Annotated in this window: 12 protein-coding genes and 1 pseudogene; 6 read left to right on the top strand and 7 right to left on the bottom strand. The window is 63.1% G+C overall.

Annotated features, from left to right (window positions below; translation table 11 throughout):
* On the bottom strand, positions 1–1154 hold a 1154-nt coding region (locus QZT63_RS11910), incomplete at its 3' end, for an HlyD family efflux transporter periplasmic adaptor subunit (protein ID WP_290651463.1).
* A gap of 113 nt (positions 1155–1267) precedes the next feature.
* Positions 1268–2066, bottom strand: a pseudogene (purU, locus tag QZT63_RS11905) (formyltetrahydrofolate deformylase).
* Positions 2067–2360: 294 nt separating this feature from the next.
* Between purU and QZT63_RS11900 the strand changes: the two are divergent.
* From QZT63_RS11900 to QZT63_RS11880, 5 genes are all read left to right on the top strand, one after another.
* The gene (locus QZT63_RS11900) at positions 2361–3959 is read left to right on the top strand and encodes a BCCT family transporter (RefSeq protein WP_290651459.1); all 1599 of its coding nucleotides are present in this window, start codon (positions 2361–2363) and stop codon (positions 3957–3959) included.
* Positions 3960–4125: 166 nt separating this feature from the next.
* Entirely contained in the window at positions 4126–6006 is a 1881-nt protein-coding gene (locus tag QZT63_RS11895; RefSeq protein ID WP_290651457.1) for a putative nucleotidyltransferase substrate binding domain-containing protein, read from the top strand.
* Between the two features lie 6 nt (positions 6007–6012).
* Complete coding sequence (locus tag QZT63_RS11890) at positions 6013–6801, top strand: 3'-5' exonuclease (RefSeq protein ID WP_290651455.1); 789 nt, start codon at positions 6013–6015, stop codon at positions 6799–6801.
* Positions 6802–6829: 28 nt separating this feature from the next.
* The gene (locus QZT63_RS11885) at positions 6830–7456 is read left to right on the top strand and encodes a hypothetical protein (RefSeq protein ID WP_290651453.1); all 627 of its coding nucleotides are present in this window, start codon (positions 6830–6832) and stop codon (positions 7454–7456) included.
* 119 nt (positions 7457–7575) lie between these two features.
* Positions 7576–8058, top strand: coding sequence for a universal stress protein (locus tag QZT63_RS11880; protein ID WP_290651451.1), 483 nt, complete (start codon positions 7576–7578; stop codon positions 8056–8058).
* Positions 8059–8104: 46 nt separating this feature from the next.
* On the opposite strand, the gene QZT63_RS11875 is transcribed toward QZT63_RS11880, so the two are convergent.
* Positions 8105–10009, bottom strand: a complete 1905-nt coding sequence (locus QZT63_RS11875) for a 3-hydroxyacyl-CoA dehydrogenase NAD-binding domain-containing protein (protein WP_290651449.1) — start codon at positions 10007–10009, stop codon at positions 8105–8107.
* Positions 10010–10177: 168 nt separating this feature from the next.
* Between QZT63_RS11875 and QZT63_RS11870 the strand changes: the two genes are divergently transcribed.
* On the top strand, positions 10178–10324 hold the full coding sequence (locus QZT63_RS11870; RefSeq protein WP_290651447.1) for a hypothetical protein: 147 nt from the start codon (positions 10178–10180) through the stop codon (positions 10322–10324).
* Positions 10325–10627: 303 nt separating this feature from the next.
* Here QZT63_RS11870 and QZT63_RS11865 read toward each other — a convergent pair whose 3' ends face one another.
* The 4 genes from QZT63_RS11865 to QZT63_RS11850 all read right to left on the bottom strand — a co-directional run bounded on the left by QZT63_RS11865 (position 10628) and on the right by QZT63_RS11850 (position 17229).
* Positions 10628–13489 carry an FAD-binding and (Fe-S)-binding domain-containing protein gene (locus tag QZT63_RS11865; RefSeq protein WP_290651445.1) on the bottom strand — a complete coding sequence of 954 codons (2862 nt, stop codon included), beginning with the start codon at positions 13487–13489 and terminating at the stop codon, positions 10628–10630.
* A gap of 232 nt (positions 13490–13721) precedes the next feature.
* Complete coding sequence (gene putP, locus QZT63_RS11860; protein WP_290651464.1) at positions 13722–15185, bottom strand: sodium/proline symporter PutP; 1464 nt, start codon at positions 15183–15185, stop codon at positions 13722–13724.
* Positions 15186–15533: 348 nt separating this feature from the next.
* Positions 15534–16385 carry an S-formylglutathione hydrolase gene (gene fghA / locus QZT63_RS11855; RefSeq protein WP_290651443.1) on the bottom strand — a complete coding sequence of 284 codons (852 nt, stop codon included), beginning with the start codon at positions 16383–16385 and terminating at the stop codon, positions 15534–15536.
* A 478-nt stretch (positions 16386–16863) separates the two neighbouring features.
* Positions 16864–17229: a phasin family protein gene (locus tag QZT63_RS11850; protein ID WP_290651441.1), complete on the bottom strand. Its 366-nt coding sequence runs from the start codon at positions 17227–17229 to the stop codon at positions 16864–16866.
* Positions 17230–17315: the final 86 nt, after the last annotated feature.

The following is a 17315-nucleotide window of genomic DNA, read 5'->3' as shown; positions in this document are numbered from 1 at the left end:
GGGGCGCGCAGCAGCACACCGCGACGGCCATCCGCCTGCCGTGCCTGGCCGAGCCGCTGCACATCCACCGCTTCCATGCGCTCATCGCGCACGCGGTAGATGCGCCCGGCATCGTAGAGCGCCTCGAAGGGCAGCAGCACCGTGTCCGGCTCCGGCGGCAGCAGCACATCCATCGTCGCGAAGCGACCGAGCACCAGGCCCTCGCCTCCCCCGTGCACGCGGAACAGTGCATCCACGCCGCCCTGTCCGCGCTCCGCCCGCCCGGAAAACCGCGACAGGGACACGGGAACCACCTCGCCGTCCACCGTGGCCTTGGCCTCCACCCCGGACCCAGCACGCGCCAGACGCAGGGGCGAGAGCGCCTGGCGCGGCACGGTCGCGCGGATTTCCAGGGCCGTGGTGTCGTACAGGGTGATCAGCAGCTCGCCAGGGCGCACCCGGTCGCCGGGCGCCACCGCCACGTCGGCGACACGGCCGCTGAAGGGTGAGCGGACCTCGGCGCGGGCGAGATCCAGCGCCGCGCGGTCCCGCAGGGCCCTGGCGCGCTGCAGTCTGGCGTCCAACTGCTCCAGGCGGGATGCAGCGGTGTCCACCGCGAACTGCCGTTGCGCCACCGTCAGGCGCTGGCGCGTGCGCTGCTGCTCGGCCTGCTCCAGCTGCGACGGCGTGGCATACTGGTCCCGAGAGAGCTCCTGTAAACGGGCCACCTCGCGCTCCAGCAGCTCCTGCAGTTCCTCCTCCCAGGCAAGCTCCTGGCGATCCAATTCGATCTGCTGCTCCTCGACCCCTCGCTGGCTCCGCAGTTCGGCGACATCGGCCTCACGCTCCGAGAGGGTCAGCCGCAGCTCCTGGTCGTCCAGGCGTACCAGCGGGTCCCCCGCAGAGACGGTCTTACCTTCCTGTGCGGGCACCTCGGCAACATCCCCTTCCACCGCCGCTGTCATGTTGGCACTGCGGGGCGACTCGAGAAAGCCCTGGAGGCGTAGCAGGGGCCGATGCGCAGCCACCTCCACAGACACGGTTGCCACGGGCCAGGCGCGCTCCTCGCCAGGTTCCGCCACGACTTCCGGCCCGGTGGTAATCAGCAATGCGGCTATACCCGCCGCCCCACCCAGGATAACGACGGGCAGTAACCAACGGATCAATCGTTTCATCAAACCCACCCTACGCTCGCATCCGCTGAAACTTCACCCAGGTTTGCCCTCCCAGCACATGCTGCTCCAACACACCCCGGGGTCCGGCGGCGCACTCCGCGGCGTCGACAAGACTACCTGAACACGACCGTCTTTGCGCCGTTCAGAAACACCCGCTGCTCCACGAGCCAGCGAACGGCCCTCGCCTGCGAAATTCTCGGGCGAGTCCGCGTGAGTCACCCGCTCGACGTCGTGCTCGATGATCGGCCCTTCATCGAGATCTGCCGTCACGTAATGGGCCGTGGCGCCGATGAGCTTGACCCCTCGTGCATGCGCCTGGTGATAAGGCCGCGCACCCTTGAACCCAGGCAGGAACGAGTGATGGATGTTTATCGCCCGGCCAAACAAACGCCTGGCAAGCTCATTGGAGAGGATCTGCATATACCGCGCAAGCACGACCAGATCCGTCTCCGTGTTCTCGATCAGCCCGAATAGCCGCGCCTCCTGCTCCTCTTTTGTCTCCGGCGTCACGGGCAAGTGATGGAATGGCAGCCCGTGTGCTTCGACCTGGGAGCGCAGCGTGTCATGGTTGGAGACCACACCGACCACCTCCATGGAAATGAATGCGGTTCGCCACAGGTACAACAGATCCACAAGACAATGGTCAAGCTCGGAGACAAGGATCAATACGCGCGCACGCGTCGCTTCGCGCCGGGCATCCCAGGTCATGGCCTGCCTTTGTGCAAAGGGTGAAAAAAGGGCGTCAAATTCATCCGGTGCAGAGAACGTGAAGCGCACGCGCATGAAAAACTCACCGGTGAGCACATCGTTGAACTGGGAACTTTCGAGAATGTTGCCGCCGTGCGTGGCTATCAGGGTTGACACTGCGGCAAAGATGCCGGGTCGATCGGCGCAATTCAATCTGAGGATCAGGACGGGGTCAGTGGGTGCTGTCACGTCAAGTGCTCCTTACTCTCTACGTTAACTGCCATGGACTTCGCTTCCGGTCGCCCACGTTTGTTGCATGTCGAGGCCCTGTGCGGCATGCCATTTGACCAGGAGGTCGGGATGAATCACAGTAAGAGTGCACAAACGATCACACTACAAAAGGGTGTCGATCAACGGAATGATGTCGCACCATCTATTAAACGCATTCCCTTCTGTCGAGGGCGATAGACTACCTCGAGGTGACGACAGAAGCGTGCACCAACCACTGGGGGGTCAGTCGTGGCTGATCAAAATGAGAATCCGGACGACTATAGCCCGGTTGTGGAAACAGACTACGAGGTTGGACAGGACAACGTCCGCCCGCTTGGTCTTGAACTCCACAACCCGGTGTTCTTCATCACAGCCGTTGGCATTGTCCTTGCTGTCGCATTTGCAATGGTTTTCCCGGACCGGGCGAACGAGGCGCTCTCCGGCCTAAGAGGGTATCTCGAGAGCACATTCGACTGGGTTTATATGGGTGCGGCGAATCTCTTCGTCCTCTTTTGCCTCATCCTGCTGGTGACCCCAATGGGCCGTATCCGTCTTGGCGGGAAATCGGCCAAGCCGGAGTTCACGCGGTTGGCGTGGTTCGGCATGCTCTTCGCCGCCGGCATGGGCATCGGGCTGATGTTCTTCGGCGTGCTGGAACCGTTCTTCCACTTCTTTAACCCGCCTCTTGGCGCAGAAGGCGCCGGTGAAGAAGGCATGCGCGGCCTGGCAATGGCTGCCACCATCTTCCACTGGGGCCTGCACCCTTGGGCCATCTATGGCGTCGTGGCAGTCTCGCTCGCCTTCTTCAGCTTTAACTACGGCCTGCCGCTGACCATCCGCTCGGCATTCTTCCCGATCCTGGGCGACCGGGTCTGGGGCTGGTTTGGCCATGTGATCGATATCCTGGCCGTGTTCGCCACCATGTTCGGTCTGGCAACGTCGCTCGGCCTTGGCGCGGAACAGGCGGCGGCCGGCATGGCCCATGTCTGGGGGGTTCCGGAGGGCGACCTCACCGTGGTGACACTCATTTTACTCATCACCGCCGTTGCCTTGGTCTCCATTCTCCTGGGCATCCACGGCGGTGTGCGGCGCCTCAGTGCCCTGAACATGATCCTGTTCGCATTGCTCGGCGTGTTCGTGCTGGTGGCAGGCTCCACCGTTAGCATTCTGGCGAACAGTGCCGCGAGTATCTGGCATTACCTGGCCCACGTCGTGCCGCTGAGTAACCCCATTGGTCGGGAGGACGAAGGCTTCCTGCACGGCTGGACGGTGTTCTACTGGGCGTGGTGGATCTCCTGGGCACCGTTTGTGGGCATGTTCATCGCCCGAGTCTCCTATGGCCGTACGGTGCGCGAGTTCATCACCTGTGTTCTGATCGTGCCGGTGGTTGCCACTGTGCTGTGGATGAACATCATGGGCGGCTACGCCATCGAGCAATACCTGGTGGACGACTTCCAAGGGGTGTACCAGTATGTGGTCGAGACCTATGACGACACCATGGTCCTGTTCGGCATGCTGGAAGGCCTGCCACTGGCGTTCCTGACGTCGTCGCTGGCCATCTTCCTGGTGATGATCTTCTTCGTTACCTCATCAGATTCCGGCTCGTTGGTCATCGACACCATCAGTGCTGGCGGCAAGACCGACGCACCGGTCGTGCAGCGCTCCTTCTGGGCGATCTTCGAGGGTCTGGTGGCAATTGCCCTGCTGCTAAGCGGCGGTATCGCGGCCTTGCAGGCGGGGGCCATTGCGTTGGGCTTCCCGTTCGCCCTGGTCTTGCTCGTGATGGCCGGATGCACCCTTTACGCCATGGCCAAGGAGGCACCCGCCTACCGCCCTGGCGCCGCGTGACGGCCCGCTCGGCGTGGTAACGCGAAAGCCCCGCACGCGCGGGGCTTTTTTTATGTTAATTTCACAGCGTGACGGAAGCGCTGAACCACGCTCAAAACACGCGTGACCCGCCGAGGGGTAAATTTGCGGCGTTTCCCAAGGACCTTCCGAGAACGGAACCAACGGAATGAACGACGTCTTACCCAGGAGCTCCGATCACCAACGCATCGCTGAAGCCCCCCTTTGGCGGGCGCTCGAACCCGAGACGATCGATGCGATGCTCTCGGCGGGCGAGGAGATACGCCTGCAGGCGGGGCGCTATCTGTTTCGTGCCGGCGACGCCTATCGCAAATGCATTTTTATCCACCTGGACGGGCATCTGGAGCAGACGTCAGCCAATGGTGCCACACGCACTGCGGAGTCCGGGGATCTCATCGGCCTGGCCAGTTATCTCGACAGCGACCATTACCGCTCCACCGCCCAGGCGGTGACCGACTGCCGCCTGTTGGCGCTGCCCGGGGCAACGGTGCACCGGCTCGAGCAGGAATCGACCGCCTTCTTCGAGGCGATCAACCGGGCCCTCGCCTCACGCATGCGCAAGGCCCGCCAGGTCAGGGAGACCGTTCGTGGCACCCTCGCCCGCCCCGTCAAGCAGTTCATGGGCAGCGGGCTACCCACCTGCCGCGCCGGCGATACGGTAGCGGACGCAGCGCGCATGCTGGCAGCGCGCAACATCAGCAGCCTCGGCCTGGTGGACGATCAGGGGCGGTTGACCGGCCTGGTCACACCCACCAGTCTGCTGAGCGTGCTTGCCACCGGTGGCGCCAAGCCATCGGATCTCGTTTATTCACTGCCATCGGAACCGGCCTACACCGTGACGCCAGAGACGCCACTTTGGCAGGTGGAGGAATTGCAGCGCCGCCACGGGGTGCACGAAGTGGTCGTGGTTGACCATGCCAACAGTCCCGTTGGTTTGATCTCGAAAACAGGGCTGATTGAGGCCTTGTCCAGGCCGCCCTACACCCTTGAGAGTGAAATCAAGGCGGCACCGGACATCGACACGCTGGTTCAGCTGCGGCGCAAGATTCCCGTCGCCGCCGGCGCTGTGCATGAGGCCCACCGAAGCGCTGCGACTGCGGTGCGGGCGCTCACGGAAATGCATTTGGCCCTGCAGCATCGGCTGATCGAGCTGATTGTCGATACCATGTATCGTGAAGGCTTGGGCCGGCCCCCGGCACGGTTTGCGGTGATCGTCATGGGCTCCGGCGGGCGCGGCGAGATGCTGCTGCGCCCGGACCAGGACAATGGCCTCATCATCGACGACTGGGTGGATGCCAAGGGCTTGGCTTGGTTCCAGGACTTCTCCGAGCGCTTGAACCCGGCCTTGGACCAGATCGGCTACCGGATCTGCCCGGGTGATGTCATGGCTCGCAATGCGGAGTACCGGCGCACCCTCACGTCTTGGAAAGGCAAGCTCGACCGGCTAATCAGCGAACCCGGCAGAAATGAAGCGCGGCGTGCCAACATCATCCTCGATTTTGCGACGCTCTATGGTGACGATAACCTCACCTCACAGCTGCGAACCCATCTAAACCAACAGCTGGCCGACGATCGCGGGAAGATGCTGTTCCGGATGATGGTCAGCGACGATGCCAAGATCGCCCAGCCACTGGGCTTCTTCAACCGGCTGGTGACAACGACCCATCGCGGCAGCCAAGTGATCGACATCAAACGCACCGGGCTTCGCATTCTGGTCGATGGCATGCGGGTATTCGCACTGAAGGAAGGCATCAGCCGCTGCAAGACGATCGAGCGCCTGGCTTCCCTCCGGCGGCTTGGGGTGTTTGATTCCGAGTTCAGCGAAAGCATGCGCATCGCCTTCGAGGGGCTGCAGGACCTGTTGTTGGTGCACCAGCTTGACCAGGTCGAACGGGGCGAGACACCGGATCCGCTAGTGCGCATGGACCGGCTGTCCAGCGATGACCGCGAGCACCTGCGCATTTTCCTGCGCGCCACACGCCGCATGCGCGAGCGTCTGCAATACACTTTTGGCATGGTCATGCACTGAGGTGGTATGTCATTTCGCCGCCTCGCCCTGGAGCTGCGGGAACTCTCCGAGTTGGTGGGCGCAAACGTACGCCGGCGCCTGCAACCGTTCCACTCGCAGCGCCGCAGCGCCAACTTCCGCCGTTGCCAGGGCTTTGATGCCACGCGCCTGCTCGCGACGCGGCTGAACCAAGCCCGGGTAGTCATTCTGGACACCGAGACCACCGGCTTGGAGCCGTTCGCCGGGGACGCGCTGGTGGAGATCGCCATGCTGGAATACCGTGGGCTGGAGCCGACGGGTCGGGAGTTGTGTTCAATGATTCACCCAGGACGGCCGATCCCGGCGCGCGCCACGGCGATTCACGGCCTCACCGACGCCGATGTCGCCGACGCACCCTCCCCGGAGCGTATTCTCGACAACGTGGTGGAGTTTCTGGATGGCGGTCTGATCGTTGGCCACCACGTGGGCTTCGACTTGCGGTTTCTCAACCGAGCCACCCTGCGTCACTTACACTGCCGCCTGCCGTTCCCGGCGCTCAATACCATGGTCCTGTTCCAGGCCTGGAGCGGGCGGCGCGGCTATTTCTCCCTGGATCAGGTGGCGAGGGCGTGCGGCATCGACGTACGCGACCGGCACAACGCCCGCGGGGATGCAGTGGTCTGTGGCGAGATCTTTCAGCACCTTGGTGCACAGCTGACCGCTGCGAACGCAACAGTGGCGGACCTGCTTGCAGTGACAGCGCCGGATCCCGAGTATGGGCCGCATTACAGTCGCTCCCCGCGGCAGACCGACTCCGGGGAACGGGACCTCCATTGACGGGCTCACAACACCAGGAGAACAGGATTTGCGCCGAACGTTGCTCGTGGCCGAAGGCACCCTGCACCGCCCAGCGGTGAACATTCTTACCACCGCCATTGGGTTCAGCATCACGCTGCTTGTCGGCTTTGGCATTCTGCACCTCGGCCTTCCCGGTTGGCTTACCCTGGCTCTGATCGCGGCACTGATCATGACCGTGGCGGTCATCAAGGCGCGTTACGGCGGCCCACGGGGGGTTCGTTTGGAAAAACCCGCCGTTGGCGGCACCCTGAGAGTGACTGGTCGCTTCGAAAATGGCGAGATTCCCACCGGCGCGCCCGCAGACCTGGTGCGTATTTCAAGAACAGCCGGCGCCTTGGTGTTCCACGTGGCGGCACGGGATGGCGAGGCGGCCTATCAGCTGACACCCCCGGCCTTTTCGGCAACCGCCCTGGACACCCTGCATGGGCTCATCACGCAAATGCCGACACTCTCCGAGGCGGACCTCCACCAGCACTACAAGGGCGGCAGGGACGGCATCAAGGCTTACGACGCCAAGCAGCTGCTGCTGCTGCGGTTCACCGAGAAACCGGGTTTCATGCCCATCACCTGGGCCGTCTCCGGGATGACGCTCGTGTTTTGGCTGATACTCCTCGCCCTGCTGCTGGACGCCTGAGGCACGTGCTCCATCCGCGGCCGCCTCGCGACACCTATGTTATGCTCGCTTGATACAGATCAACAGACGGTTGGTCCCCACGGGTTATTCTCGCAACAATCCGAAGAAGGAGAAACGCCATGATCAAGCGGATTCTCGTTGCCGTCGACGGCTCTCGTCATGCCGATAAGGCGGTCGCCATGGCGGCGGACATCGCCAGCCGACTCAACGCCGACCTGGCTATTACCCATGCCTTGCCGCAAGGGAAACTCCCTCCGGAACTGGAGAAGCTCTCCTCAAAACCCGTTCCGAAAATGCCGCCCATGAGCTTGGGCGGTGCTTCGGTCGACTACCAGGTGCCCGCAGCGGTGCTCAAGGACATCGCCGAAAACCTCCTGGAAAAGGCCAAGCGCAAGGCCACGGATGCCGGCGTCAACAACGCCGCGACCTCCTACCACGGCGGGGAGGCTGCGCAGGTTATCCTGGATGCGGCAAAGGCCCATCGGGCCGATCTCATCGTCATGGGTTCCAGAGGACTGGGTGAGCTGAAGGGCCTGATGATGGGCAGTGTCTCGCACAAAGTGCAACAATTGTTCGAGGGCAGCGTACTCACGGTGAAATAGGCACGAGGGAGCACCGCTCCATGCCTTTCTCGCCTCCTGCGAACGGCTAGAGCGTGTTACGGCGGCGGCGAGGCTGAGCGGGGGGCGCGAGCGACCAGCCCCACTCCTGAAGGAGCATCAACGGCCCACCCGTGTAGGCCGGGAAACCAGCGCCGAAAAGGGCGCCCACATCCACCAGGTCGCCATCGGCAACCACGCCTTCATCTCTGCACCGGACAGCCTCTTCCACGAGCGGGTTCACCAACTCGCGCGCCAGCTCTTCGAACTGGTGCTCCCCCGGCGGTACACTGGCGGTGACACGGCGGCCACGCTTCCAGTCATGAAAGCCTTTGCCGGTGCGCAGGCCGAAGTGGCCGGCGTCAACGAGGCTGCGCAAATTCTCGGGCACCGGCTTTCCGAGCCGCTGAGCCAGCGCCAGGCACACATCCAGGCCCATGGCGTCGGCGAGCTCCAGCGGTCCGATTGGCATGCCGAAGTCCATGGCCGCGGCGTCGATCAGTTCGCGTCGAGGCCGCTCATAGATCTCCGCACCCTTGAGCATATAGGGGAGCTGCAATCGATTCACAAGGAGCCCGGGGCCGCTGCGAACGCGCAGGGGGACCTTATCCATGGCCGCACTCAGCGCCTGACCAAAGGCGATGGCCTCGTCTGAGCTGTCACGGCCTTGTACAACTTCCACCAGAGAGATGCGCTCCACCGGATGCAAGCAGTGCAAGCCGATGAAACGCCCGGGAACGCTCCGTCCCTGGCAAAAATCCTCCACCAGCAGCGTTGAGGAGGTGCTGGCGATGACGACCTCGTCGCCCACTTGCGGCTCAATGGATTCGTACAGGCGCGACTTGGCCTCCAGGTCTTCATTAATGGCTTCGATGATAAAATCCGCGTCTGCGAGCCCGGCGGGCTCCGGGGCATGAGTGATTCGCGCGCGGGCATCGGCGACCAATTGTGCAGCCCCAAGCCGTTGCTCAAACAGGCGCTCGGCACGCTTTCCGGCGGCAGCCAAAGCTTCTTCGCGGTGGTCGACTAACGTCACCTGCCGGCCGTGGATGGCCATCAGAGCCGCGAGACCGCTACCGATCGCACCGGCCCCAATGATATGCACCCGTTCGGGGGTGTTGACGTCCAGGGCGCGGGCATCACGCTTGAGGCGGTCCTGTAGCAGAAAGGCGCGAACCAGGTTCAAGGCACTGGGTTGTTGGATATGCTCCAGCAGGGAGGACCGCTCTGCCTCGAGGCGCTCCCGCATCCTCAGGCCTGCAGCCTGCCGCCACAACCGGAGCATGGCGTAGGTGGCCGGGAAATTCTCGGGGCGCCCTTCACGTTGCAACTGACTGTCGAAATACTCGTACACCAGCCACCTGATCGGCCCCAAGCGAGCCAAGCGCGACCACCATGGCGGTCGGTGACGACCGGGATCGCGCCCGATCAGGTCCCGCGCCTTGGATGCCAGCTCTTCCCTGGGGACCACGGCATCGATCAGGCCATACCGTACCGCCTTGGACGGGTCAATGGACCGCCCCGATGTGAGTAGCTTGAGCGCGCGCCAAGATCCCACGGTCGAGGGCAGACGCGCTGTCGCCCCATAACAGGGGTGCAGCCCAAGGTGTACATCAGGGAACCCTAGGCTGGTCCCCGGGCTCTCATCCGCAACGCGATAACGGCATGCCAGGGCGAGCTCCAGACCGCTACCCAGGCAATGGCCGTGGATCAGCGCCACAGACGGAACGGGGAGTGACGCGATCTGGGCGGTCACCTCCTGCCCCAGGTGGATGAGCTTCTCGACATGGTTCACATCATGCAGTCGTCCGAGCTCCTCGGGGCTCGCGCCCGCGACAAAACCTGCTGGTTTCGCCGAGCGGATGACGAGACCACGCAGTCCGACACGACCCGTGATTTTACGCAATAGCGTAGAGAGCTCCCGGAGCACACCGTACGGGACGGTGTTGGTCACCGCCCCGGCCACATCCAGCTCCAGCCACGCGATCCCCTCCGCATCGTATTCAAGCCGGCAATTTGTTTTCTCGATGGTGTCCAGACCTGTCCCTCCCGTGAACGATACGCGGAATGCAGCAAGCGTGCCCGGCTCAGGTTGCGGTCAACGTCGCCGTGGATGGCGTCGATGACCGCCATGTTGCACCATGTTGCAGGCCGACATGGTCTTGGCGATCGTACCCGCGGCGGCGTCGACGTTGAACATACGCCACGCGACTTCCTGACCGGCACCGATCTCGACAATAAAGCCGTCCTTGAAACTTGTCGAGCTTGAGGGTCAGGGCTTTGTGATCAAGTGAAGGTGGGAAAAACCCGCGGCTCAAGGCCACGGGTTCCTTCGACTGACGCCGCTTAGCGGAAGGTCAGGTTACTGTGGCGGCGCGCGGTTCGCCCTTGTTGATGACCATAATACCAAGGCACAAAACCACGAATAGAATCCACAGCGCATACCAGAAGTTCAGTCCGCCAACGATGATTCCCATCCCCAGCAATCCGGCTGCGAGAACGTTTATTGACTTTGGCGAAGCCTATTACTTCTTTTTCGGTATGTACAGATCAGGGACGGACGGCGGTCAAGTCATGCCGTTTTGGATGCGCCAACTTGCGCCGGCTGACTGACCTCATCGACCAGTGCCATGATGGAGCGGTACGGGATCCCGCTGTGGGCGGTCAATCCAAGCTCGCAGGTCCTGGAGTTGGAATAGCCCGCGGCGCAGCCACTAACCTGCTCCGCCAGGCCCGCCACGGCGGAGGCGTTGAGCTCCGGCGTGCTGAACCCCTTGTCACCGGCGAAGCCGCAGCAGTTGATACCACTGGGCACCACCACGTTGCTGGCACAGGCGTTCACGACGGCGAGAAACTGCTGCGACAGCCCCATGCGCGTGCTCGAGCACGTGATGTGCACCGCAATGGGCTCGCGCTTGGGCGTGATGGAGAGCCGCGGCAAGGCGTGATCGTGCAAAAACCGCACGGGCTCATAGAGATCGAGCACGTCGCTAAGGGCGTGCTGCATGCGCAGGGTGCAGGGGCTGGTGTCACACACCACCGGGTAGCGTCCCTGCTGCGTGGCAGCCAGCAAGGCCCGATCGAGCTCGGCGGCCTTGCGCTCCGCCTCCTCGAACTGCCCCTTGGATTCGAACGCCATGCCGCAGCATTGGCTGTTGATCCCCTCGGGGAGCACCACCCGGTAGCCCGCCTTCTCCAGCACCGCCAGGGTGAGCTCCATGGTCGAGCGCTGATCGGGCTCCTGGCGCGAGGCGCCGAACATGCGTGTCGCGCACGCAGGCAGGTAGACGAGCGTTGGCGCCTCATCGCCGCCACCGGGGGCAGAGCGCTGCTTGAGAACGCCCATGGCGGGCGCACCGGGTGTTGAGGACAGCCACAGCGGCAGGCGCCCACCGGTGATCCGCCGCGAGATCCCTGTAATGCGCCCCATGGCGCCGGTGCCAATCACCCGGTGCACCAGGTCGGTGGTGCGCAGCAGCCCCCGCGCCGTGGCCGTCATGCCCGCGAAGTGCCGACCGGCGAACCGCGACACCCCGGCCATGCGCGTGTTGCGCGCGTGGCGCAGCTTGCGCACCAGATCGCCGGTATTGATGCCCACAGGACAGGGCAGCGCACACAGCCCGGTCGCCGCACAGGTCTCCAGGCCGTCGTAGGCATAACTGTCCCACAGCGCACGCAGGCGCTGCGGATCGTCACCGCTGCGCTCCAGGCGCGCGATCTCGCGGCGAATCACAATGCGCTGGCGCGGCGTCAGGGTCAGATCCCGCGAGGGGCAGATCGGCTCGCAGAACCCACACTCGATGCACTTGTCCACCAGCGCATCGGCCGCCGGCAGCGGCTTTAAGTTCTCCAGATGGATGGTGGGGTTGCGGCTGAGCACCACCTCGGGGTTGAGCAGCCCCTGCGGGTCGAACAACGCCTTGATCGCCCACATCAGCGCATAGGCCTCGGCCCCCCACTCGAGCTCCACATACGGCGCCATATTACGCCCCGTGCCGTGCTCCCCCTTGAGCGAGCCGTCGTACTTCACACCCACGAGGTGCGCGAGCTCATCCATCATCCCCTGGTAGCGCTCCACCTCGCCGGGGGCATCGAATCCCTGCGGGAAGACGAAGTGCAGGTTACCCTCCAGGGCGTGACCGAAGAGGATGGCGTTGTCGTAGCCGTGGCGATCGAGCATGGCGATCAGCTCCTTCACCCCCGCCTCCAGGCGCTCCATGGGAAAGGCGACGTCCTCGATCACCACCGTCGTCCCGGTCTCACGCACCGCACCCACCGCCGGAAACATCCCCTTGCGAATGGTCCAGTACAGCCCATAGGTCGCCGCGTCCCGGGCGAACTCCACAGGCTGGACCCGCTCAATGCCCGACAGAGCGGCGGTCGCCGCCTCAATGCGCGCCCCAAGCGTCGCCTCGTCATCGGCACGAACATCAATGAGCAGCGCCGCCGCCTCCTGCGGGATGGACTTGAGCGTATCGCCCATCCCCGGCGTGTCCTCCACCGAGCGCAGCGCCGCCCGATCCATGAGCTCAACGGCGGCCACCGGGGTGTCCCGCAGCGCTTTCAACGCCGCCGTCGCCCGGCACGCCGCCCCCATGTCGGGAAACAACACCAGCGCCGCCGCCTTATGCGCCTCATCGGGCACCGTGTCGTAGGTGATCGAGCTCAAAAACCCCAGCGTCCCCTCGGAGCCAATCATCAGGTGCTTGAGGATCTCAATGCCGTCCTCGAAATCCACCAGACTGTTGAGCGCATAGCCGATGGTGTTCTTGAGCCGGTACTTGTGGCGAATCTTCGCCGCAAGCTCCGCGTTCGCGCGCGTCTCCCGGCCCAAACGCTCCAGCCCCTCGAGCAGCTCTGCCTTGTCCCGGCGAAACGCCTCCACACTGCGCCCATCCGAGGTCTCCAACACCGTGCCGTCTGCGAGCACCACGCGGATGTCACGCACCGTGCGGTAACTATTCTGCGCGGTGCCACAGCACATCCCCGAGGCATTGTTCGCGGCAATCCCCCCCACCATGCACGCACCAATGGACGCCGGATCCGGACCGATTTTGCGACCATAGGGCGCCAGAACCTGATTGGCACGCGCACCCACCACGCCCGGATCGAGCCGAATCGCCGCCCCATCCTCGATCACCTGGTGACCCCGCCAGCTCCGGCCCAGCTTGATCAGCACAGAATCCGTGACCGCCTGCCCCGATAACGACGTCCCGGCCGCCCGGAAGGTCACCGGAAGACCCCGGCGCGCGCATTCGGCAAGCGTCAGCCGCACCTCGCGCTCGGTCTCCACATGCACAACCAGCTTGGGAATCATCCGATAAAAACTGGCATCGGTCCCGTAGGCAAGCGTGCGCAGCGGATCCCGACTCAAACGAGCACTCGGGATCTCTTGCCGCAGGGCTTCCACAAGCTCGTCAACGCTACTTTGCATGACTCCTCCTCTGGGCATTCGTCTGTAGCCGCACAAACGACTCTACCGCCTACAACGGGGACGCAAACGCTGCAGGCTAACTCAAAATCACTCGTTGCGAAATTCGCACAGGCAGTGGAAGACGCGCGGACCATGCGTTGCCTGCACGCTGACGCCTGTTCGTCTCACATCATGACCCGGCCAATCAACAATCCAGGGGCGGCTTAACACAGCCGCCCTTGGTCCTGTGCCGTTACCGCCGCGTTGCCGCGAATTGCTCGCTGATCTCCGATGACGGCTCGTTGCTCATCAGGCTGACCACCACGATGGCAATCCAGGCGAAAATGAACCCCGGCAGGATTTCGTAGACGTCGAACAGCCCACCGGAGAGTTGATTCCAGACAATCACCGTCACGGCACCCACGACCATCCCGGCCAGCGCGCCGTTGCGCGTCATCCGTGACCAGTACAGGGAGAGGATAATCAGCGGCCCAAAGGCAGCGCCAAAACCACCCCAGGCGTAGGCCACAAGATCGAGCACACCGGCTTCGGGGTTTAGGGCGAGAAACAGCGCCACGACCGACACCACCACGACCGCTGCCCGGCCGACCCAGACCAATTCCTGGTCCGACGCCTCAGGTCGCAGCATGCCCTTGTAGAAGTCGTTGGTCAGCGCGCTGGCGGAGACCAACAGCTGGGAATCGATGGTGCTCATGATGGCTGCCAGGATTGCGGCCATCAGCACGCCGGCCACCCAGGGGTTGAACAGGGCCCGGATCAGTTCGATAAGAATGGTTTCGCTTTCCGCGACAGGGGCGTCGGCGAAATACGCGATGCCGAGATAGCCCGTGGCCACCGCACCGATCAAAGCCAGAATCATCCAGGTCATGCCGATCAGCGTCGCCCTCGGGACGTCGTTCTCGGAGCGCATCGCCATGAAACGGGCGAGTATGTGCGGTTGACCGAAATACCCCAGGCCCCAGGCCAACAGCGATATCATGCCAAGGAAGCTCATGCCTGCCAGTACCGCCGTGTGGCTCGGATCAACGGCGCTAATCTGCGCCTGGGCACTCCCCCAGCCGCCCACCAAGACCACGACGAACATGGGCACGATCAATAGCGTGAGGAACATGAGTATGCCCTGGACGAAGTCAGTCCAGCTAACCGCCAGGAAGCCGCCGAGGAACGTGTAAGAGACGATGACCACAGCACCGACGATGAGCGCGGTGGTGTAATCCATGCCGAAGGTACTCTGGAACAGCAGGCCGCCGCCCACGAGACCCGCCGAGATGTACAGGGTGAAGAAGATCAGGATAACCGTCGCCGAGATGATCCGTAGCACGTGGGTACCGTCACCAAACCGGTTTTCCAGAAAATCCGGGATCGTCAAGGAGTCTTTCGCCATGGCGGTGGCCCGGCGCAACGGCTTGGCAACGAACACCCAGTTGAGAAACGCGCCGACGACCAGCCCGACGCCAATCCAGAGTTCACTTAACCCGGCCACATAAATTGCGCCCGGCAAGCCCAACAACAACCAGCCACTCATGTCGGAGGCACCGGCGCTGAGTGCCGCGACACCGGGCCCCAGGCTGCGCCCGCCAAGGACATAGTCGGAGAGGTTGCTCGTCATTTTGTAGGCGGCGTAGCCGAGCGCCAGCATCGCAACCAGGTAAGCAGCAAACGTAACTAGGGTGGGGATAGGCATTTCCATAGACACCTTCCACATTATTTAAGATTTCTTGTTGACGGCGACCCGTCGACGGGCGCGGATAAGGCGGCAATGCAACGCCTATGATGCACAATACCCTGCGGCATCAGCCGCAAGCAAGAAAGCGCCGAAACGTTCCTGAACAGCCGTGCTGCGGAATGACTTCAGCGCCTTATCGCTAGTAAATTCCGGCTGACCCGGCCAACGGCACACCATCCCGGTTCAATGGGGATGCCGTATCCAACACCGAAGAGTGCGTCTATTCACATTGCGACTAGACACTTGTGGTACAACGGCGCTTCTATGCACTCATTGACCGGGTCAAGAGCCAAGCACCTCGCGCCTGACCCGGGTGCGTCACTCAAGCCGCAGATGGTTCGCGTGATAGCGCATATGCTCTTCGATAAACGTGGCAATAAAGAAGTAGGAATGATCGTATCCGGGCTGGTAACGCAGAATCAGCGGCACGCCCGCCGACTTGCACGCCTTCTCCAGCGCCTCCGGGCGCAGCTGGCCGTCGTGGTAGAAGTTGTCGGCGTCACCCTGGTCCACCAGAATTTCGAACTGGCACCCACGAGCACGGATGAGTTCAGTGGCATCCCACTCTTTCCACGCCTTCCGGTCGTCGCCAAGATACCCACTGAAGGCCCATTCGCCCCAGGGACAGTTCACGGGGTTCGTCATCGGCGCGAAGGCCGAGACGGACTGGTAGAGCCCCCCATTTTTCAAGGCACAGATGAGCGCGCCGTGACCGCCCATGGAATGGCCGCTAATGGATTGCCGGCCATTGAGCGGGAAGGTCTCTTGCAACAGCACGGGCAGCTCCCAGGTCACGTAGTCGTACATCTGGTAGTGCTCACTCCAGGGGGAGCGTGTCGCGTTCACGTAAAACCCTGCGCCGGAGCCGAAGTCGTAGCTGTCGTGCTCGCCTGGCAGGTCGGTTCCGCGAGGGCTCGTGTCCGGGCAGACGATCGCCATGCCCAGCTCCGCAGCGACGCGATGGGCACCGGCCTTCTGCATGAAATTCTCATCCGTGCAGGTGAGCCCGGAGAGCCACCATAGCAACGGCACCGTGACGTCCTGCGCCTGGGGCGGCAAGTAGATGGCGAAGGTCATCTCACAGTTCAGCACCCGGGATTGATGCGCGTAACGCTTGAGCCAACCGCCAAAGCTCTTGGTGATCGATACCAGTTCAAGTTCATCCGACATCGGGTTACTCCTTAGCGTTGCCGTAGGGCCTATTAACACGTCTCATACGTCTGCGGTCGCTGCGTGGCCGTTCACACGGTGGCCAGGCAAAGCGCGGGCGACCCGCCTGCGCCATTCCAATTCCATTCTGAACCTTCTGGCGGGTTTCCTCGTCCCGCGGCGGTGGCATGGAAATAATAGACGCGTTGCCGATGCTCTCATATCAGTGTAGGAGGCAAATGCGCAACAGCGGAGAGACAAACCACAGCAATACGCGTGTCGTCGCCAGCGGACCCTTCGCAAATATGGGCGGTGCCGAAAGACCGGTGCGCCTCCGAGGTGGCGGCATGACCCCGACCGAGATTAAACGATCCGCCGCAAGCGCGCCTTGCGGTCTCAGCCGCCAACAAAAACCGCCAGGTCCCTCTAGAGAGGCCTGGCGGTCGTTGGCGAAACCTGCCCTGATCGTGCCGAAGCTCGGGTCAGGGGCGCAGTCCCTTTACTTGGCGTTGCTGGCGGCCTCGGAGACAGCCTGCACGTTCTGCTGGCTCAGCTTCTTCGCTTCTTCAGCGAACTTGCGGTTGAGCTCGATCACGTTCTGCGCGTCGCCCTTCATGCGCTCGCCGAGTTCCTTGGCCACTTCCTGCTGGCCCTGGACGTAGCCCTGCACGTCCTGGGGCGCCTTTATCTCAAGGGCCTTGCGGACCTGCTGGATGCCGAGATCGGTGTAGGCCTGGCTGGCCGCGACCTGGCTGTTCACCAGCGCCTCCACGTGGTTGATGGACAGCTCGGCAAAGGCGCGAGCGGGGCCGCCAAAGAACTTCTCGAACTGCTCGTTGACCTGATTGATCGTTGGGTTGCTCATGGCTAAAACCTCATTTGGTTGCGGATTCTGACAAGGTCTGGAGCCCTTCTCCAACCTTGTTGCGGTGCACTATAGCAGCGGGAATG

The organism is Aquisalimonas sp. (assembly GCF_007120195.1).
Classification (GTDB): domain Bacteria; phylum Pseudomonadota; class Gammaproteobacteria; order Nitrococcales; family Aquisalimonadaceae; genus Aquisalimonas.
The sequence above is the reverse complement of the archived record's forward strand: the minus strand, read 5'-3'. Positions and strand labels throughout refer to the sequence as shown.